At 36.1% G+C, this 4,782-nt stretch carries 5 protein-coding genes and 1 pseudogene; 4 read left to right on the top strand and 2 right to left on the bottom strand.

Going from position 1 to position 4,782, the window contains the following annotated elements; genetic code table 11:
* The first annotated feature begins 530 nt into the window (after nucleotides 1-530).
* Both BUA16_RS17980 and BUA16_RS17975 read left to right on the top strand, forming a co-directional pair.
* On the top strand, nucleotides 531-824 hold the full coding sequence (locus BUA16_RS17980) for a type II toxin-antitoxin system HigB family toxin (protein WP_072766088.1): 294 nt from the start codon (nucleotides 531-533) through the stop codon (nucleotides 822-824).
* Between the two features lie 2 nt (nucleotides 825-826).
* The gene (locus BUA16_RS17975; RefSeq protein WP_072766087.1) at nucleotides 827-1,183 is read left to right on the top strand and encodes a helix-turn-helix domain-containing protein; all 357 of its coding nucleotides are present in this window, start codon (nucleotides 827-829) and stop codon (nucleotides 1,181-1,183) included.
* Between the two features lie 282 nt (nucleotides 1,184-1,465).
* On the opposite strand, the gene pdxR is transcribed toward BUA16_RS17975, so the two are convergent.
* The gene (gene pdxR, locus BUA16_RS17970) at nucleotides 1,466-2,878 is read right to left on the bottom strand and encodes a MocR-like pyridoxine biosynthesis transcription factor PdxR (RefSeq protein WP_072766086.1); all 1,413 of its coding nucleotides are present in this window, start codon (nucleotides 2,876-2,878) and stop codon (nucleotides 1,466-1,468) included.
* A 98-nt stretch (nucleotides 2,879-2,976) separates the two neighbouring features.
* On the opposite strand from pdxR, the gene BUA16_RS17965 reads away from it, so the two are divergent.
* Nucleotides 2,977-3,438, top strand: a complete 462-nt coding sequence (locus BUA16_RS17965; RefSeq protein WP_072766085.1) for a cupin domain-containing protein — start codon at nucleotides 2,977-2,979, stop codon at nucleotides 3,436-3,438.
* Nucleotides 3,439-3,471: 33 nt separating this feature from the next.
* A complete protein-coding gene (locus BUA16_RS17960) occupies nucleotides 3,472-4,350 on the top strand; it encodes a dihydrodipicolinate synthase family protein (protein WP_072766084.1) in 879 nt (292 codons plus the stop codon).
* 179 nt (nucleotides 4,351-4,529) lie between these two features.
* On the opposite strand, the pseudogene BUA16_RS17955 reads toward BUA16_RS17960, so the two are convergent.
* Nucleotides 4,530-4,782 (bottom strand): annotated as a pseudogene (locus BUA16_RS17955) (group II intron reverse transcriptase/maturase); the annotation flags it as partial.

The following is a 4,782-nucleotide window of genomic DNA, read 5'->3' as shown; positions in this document are numbered from 1 at the left end:
TTTAGTTACACGTAACTTTGGAGACCTCCCCAGGTAATGACATCTTCTTTCCCTCGATTCCTGCCAGATCTACTGCTTCGGCATTCACTTAAAAGTGTTTCGGACTTTACAATGATGTGCTTGCTCATCCATCCTCACAGCCTCATATCTGGTTCCTGTTCGTCAGTACCGAGTTTTGTAGTCTCGCTTCCTTCAGATGTAACCTCGCAGTTACCACCCTTGCGACTTACTAATGGTTCAAGGCGTTACCCCTGCCCATAAGGGACTTGCACCCTCTAGATTAATTATCTACTTTGCAGTAGATAAAAGATGCCCATGCTGGGCACACACAATGTATAACCGCAATTACGGCGGATTCGACTACGTCCGAATCCACTCGGAATTGCTAACGTCTGTGCTAAACCAAAAAACTTCGTATATTTATCCGTAACTGACGGTTATACGAGACCGTTGGCAACAAGCTGAAAAAACAAAAATTTATTACCAATTTGGTAACTTTTTTTATTATATTTGCGACAAACAAGTATAATGTGAGAGTAATAGCGAAACGAACTTTACGAGACTTTTGGGAAAAACACGCTGACTGTGAAGAACAATTAAAGTCTTGGTTTAGAGAAACTGAAAAATCCGAATGGAAAAACATTAATGAATTAAAAAGCGAGTATCCAAGTGCGAGTATTTTAAAAGACAACCGAATTGTTTACAACATTAAAGGTAATAACTATAGATTGATTGTAAAATTCAACTTTGAATATCAAATATGCTGGATAAGATTCATCGGAACTCACGCAGAATATGACAAAATAGACGCAAATAATATCTGATTATGAAAATAACACCAATAAGAAACGAAAAAGACTATCAAAACGCTCTGAACAGACTTGAAGAGATTTTTGATGCAAAAAAAGGAACTGAACAGGGAGATGAATTAGAAATTCTTTCTATCTTAATTGACAGATATGAAAATGAGAACTTTCCAATTGGAATGCCTGACCCAATTGAGGCAATCAAATTTCGAATGGAACAAATGGGAATGAAACAAAAAGATTTAGCCGAAGTTGTCGGATTTAAAAGTAGAGTTAGTGAAATTTTAAGTAAAAAACGTAAACTGACTTTAGGAATGATTAGAAAACTGAACTCAACACTTCATATTCCGACTGAAGTTTTAGTTCAAGATTATTAATTAAAAGCCAGTTGCCAGTGTCTCTGCGTTTTTGGTTGTTTTGGCTTCGTTCTAAACCACTTGGCGGTTGTTCTGCATCGCGAAACCGAACAATTATAAATTCAAAACCCGGCAACTACTCTTAGACGAGACCGTCAGACTGTCTCAAAACCTCGCTTCAGGAATAAATTATTCGGGTAAGTGTCTTAGAGAAAATCCAAATACGCCATTCTCACGAGGTTTAAACGAGTATTGAGACAGACTGCCGTTACAAGCAACCAAAAAAAAAAAAATCGAAAGCCATTACAAAAGCTTTGAAAGAGCAATAACACCTTCTTTCAACTGCTTTTCTGACAAAGAAGCATATCCGATTCGAAATCCATTAATAGGAGCCGAAAAACTGAACTTATCTGGTGTAATAATTCCGATTCCTTGTGCTTCCAATTTCTTTGCTATTTCAAAAATATCAATTGATACTTTCGGAACAAGCCAAAAAGCTAAACCTCCTTCGGGTTTTATAAAACTTACTTTTTCGCCTAAATACTTCACTAAAAGTTTTTCAAAAAAATCTCTTTTAGCTTTATAAAAAATTATTGCTCTTTTTATATGTCGCTTTATATTTCCATCCTGAATAAGTTGATAAACTGCTTGTTCCATAATCACATCACCCTGACCATCAATAATCTTACGTAATTCTGCCACCTTATTAGCTAAACTTATACTTGTGGCAAGAAAACCTATACGTAGTGCGGGTGCAACAATTTTACTAAATGTTCCAAGATATACATAGTTTTCTATATGTTGAAGGCTTCCAATTGGTAGTATGGGTCTAATACCAAAATGAAATTCGTGGTCGTAATCATCTTCTATAATTGTAAAACCATATCTATTAGAAAGTTCGATTAATTTTAACCGTCTCGGTAAACTAAGAGAAACTGTTGTGGGAAATTGATGATGAGGCGTTACATAAATTGCCTTTATTGAGTTTGATTTCAATAATTCCTCTAATACGCTTACTTTAATTCCACATTCATCTACAGGTACGGGTAAAATGTCAGCCCCTGCCGTTTTCATACTTGCCCAAATAGGTTTATATCCTGGGTTTTCAACTGCTACTATATCTCCTTTCTGTAAAATACAATGTGCAACTAGATAAGCTGCCATTTGACTGCCTCTCGCAATGAAAATTTGCTCAGTAGAAAATTGTACCCCTCTATTAAGACTCAACATTTGAGCGATTGATTTCCGCAAATCATTATTTCCTCTTGGGTCGGAAATACCTAAAGTTTTCCATCGAGCCTTTCGTGCAAGTATTTGCCTGTAAGCCTTTGCCAATTCATCTACGGGAGCAATTTTAGTATCAGGCAAACCATCATCAAAAGACAATAGCATTTTTGATGGCTCTAACTCTCTAGCTACTTTTTCCATTTTTTTAGAATCAGCTGAGTATTGATTTGGGAGTTGATTTGAAATAAAATATCCTTTACGCTCCTTCGCCACTAACCATTCTTCAGCCACCAAAAGGTCTAAGGCTTTTACAACTGTGTTTCGATTCACTTTCAACTGGGTAGATAACACTCTACTACTCGGCAATAAAAGCCCTTGATTTAACCGTTTTGTTTTAATGGCTTCAATAATTCCTTCTACAATTTGTAAATAAACAGGTGTGGTATCACTAGTATTAATTTCAATATTCAATTTCCAAGGGCGAATCATCTGGACTATTTACTTTTGTTAAAACTGAACCATAAAGATAGTCCAAAAATTCAACAATTTTGTAGAGCAATAATGCAAAACATTTAAAAATTCTATTTATGGAATCTAAAGAAAAACTATTTAGCTCAAAAGATTTTCACGAAACTTATGCTAGACCAAAGTATGTAAAACCTTCTAAACTTGTTCACAAAAATGTGGAACAAGAAGGTGTACACGACCAATTTTCAACAGAAAGAAAACACCCTGTTTTTTTTGTTGACCTTCCTTCTAAAAATGTTAGTATGACTATTGGCGGTTTATTACCCAACCAAATTACCAATAGACATAGACATACTTACGAAACTGTACTTTACGTACTTGAAGGAGAAGGATGGACAGAGATTGAAGATGAAAAAATAGAGTGGAAAGCTGGTGATGCTGTTTATATTCCATCTTGGGCATGGCATAGACACGGGAATATTAACAATAAAAATAATGCTAAATACCTTGCTTGTGAAAATGCACCACAACTTCAAAACTTAGGTGTTGCCCTTAGAGAAGAAGAAGGCAGAGATTTATAAAACTGAAAATACAAACTATTTAAAAGTATAGAAATGAAGAACGTACCTTTAAAAGGCATTATAGCCTATCCAATCACCCCTTTTGATAAAAATGAAAAGGTGGATATTAAATTATATAAAAAGTTAGTAGAACGATTAGTGAAAAGTGGGTCGCATGGAATTGCTCCACTAGGTAGTACTGGTGTCTTGCCATACCTTACAGATGATGAAAAAGAAGCCATAACGGAAGTTACCTTACAGCAAGTCAATGGTAGGCTTCCTGTAATGGTTGGAGTATCTAACCTAACTACTGAACGAACTATCTATCACGCAAAATTCGCAGAAAAAGTAGGGGCTAATGCTGTTATGATTATTCCTATGAGTTATTGGAAACTTACAGATGATGAAATTGTACAGCATTATGATAAAGTAGCAAGTAGTATTTCCGTTCCTATAATGGCTTATAATAATCCTGCAACTGGTGGAGTTGATATGTCGCCAAAACTTCTTAAGAGATTGCTTGAAATACCAAATGTAACAATGATTAAGGAAAGCTCAGGAGATGTACAACGAATGCATTTTTTGAGAAAAGAACTAGGTGAAGAAGTAGCTTTTTTTAATGGCTCTAATCCACTTGCATTGGCTGCTTTTGCAGCAGGAGCAACAGGTTGGTGTACCGCTGCTCCAAATCTTATTCCTAAATTAAACATTGAACTTTACAATGCAATTAAAAATAATAATTTAGTAGAAGCACAAGAAAAATTCTATAAACAATTAGAACTCTTACAGTTTATTGTGAGCAAAGGTTTGCCAAGGTCTATTAAAGCAGGTTTAACCATTTTAAATGAAGATGGCGGTTATTTAAGAAGTCCTCTCAAAGAAATGAATCAACTAGAAATAGAAAAATTAACAGACATACTTTCTAAAATTTAAACAATTCGACTTATCTAATCTTTTTTAAATACTGTTTAAAACTGATAGATTTCGCCCTAAATTTAAGAGTAAAGGCAGCTTGTAATCGAGTAGACGGGTCCGCCCCTAAATAGAAACGGACTGCGCCTCTCACACCACCCAGCGTACGGGTCTCGTACTGGGCGGTTCGATAATGAAACTTAACGTTTGTAGTATTCCAATAAACTAACATAACCTTTCCTCTTTAACCGTTTTACGGTGATCGTAGTTCGCAGTATTGGGCTTTGGGCTACAGCCCATCCCCCCATTCTGGTACGGCTCCAAGCGTAGGCTTGGTCTTGGTCAATGCCCAGACGAATCAGGTTTTTCCGTTTCCGTTCGGGTTTCTTCCAATGATGCCAAATACAATACCGCAGTCGGTTGCGCAGCCATTCTTCCAGCTTTTTGAGCTTG

The sequence above is a fragment of the Arenibacter nanhaiticus genome, from assembly GCF_900141935.1.
Taxonomy (GTDB): Bacteria; Bacteroidota; Bacteroidia; order Flavobacteriales; family Flavobacteriaceae; genus Arenibacter; species Arenibacter nanhaiticus.
Note: the sequence above shows the minus strand (reverse complement) of the source record. Positions and strands in the feature narration are given on the sequence as shown.

Coding starts and splice junctions, on each gene's coding strand:
- BUA16_RS17975 (WP_072766087.1), top strand. CDS start 827: ATGAAAATAACACCAATAAGAAACGAAAAAGACTATCAAAACGCTCTG.
- BUA16_RS17960 (WP_072766084.1), top strand. CDS start 3,472: ATGAAGAACGTACCTTTAAAAGGCATTATAGCCTATCCAATCACCCCT.
- BUA16_RS17965 (WP_072766085.1), top strand. CDS start 2,977: ATGGAATCTAAAGAAAAACTATTTAGCTCAAAAGATTTTCACGAAACT.
- pdxR (WP_072766086.1), bottom strand. CDS start 2,878: ATGATTCGCCCTTGGAAATTGAATATTGAAATTAATACTAGTGATACC.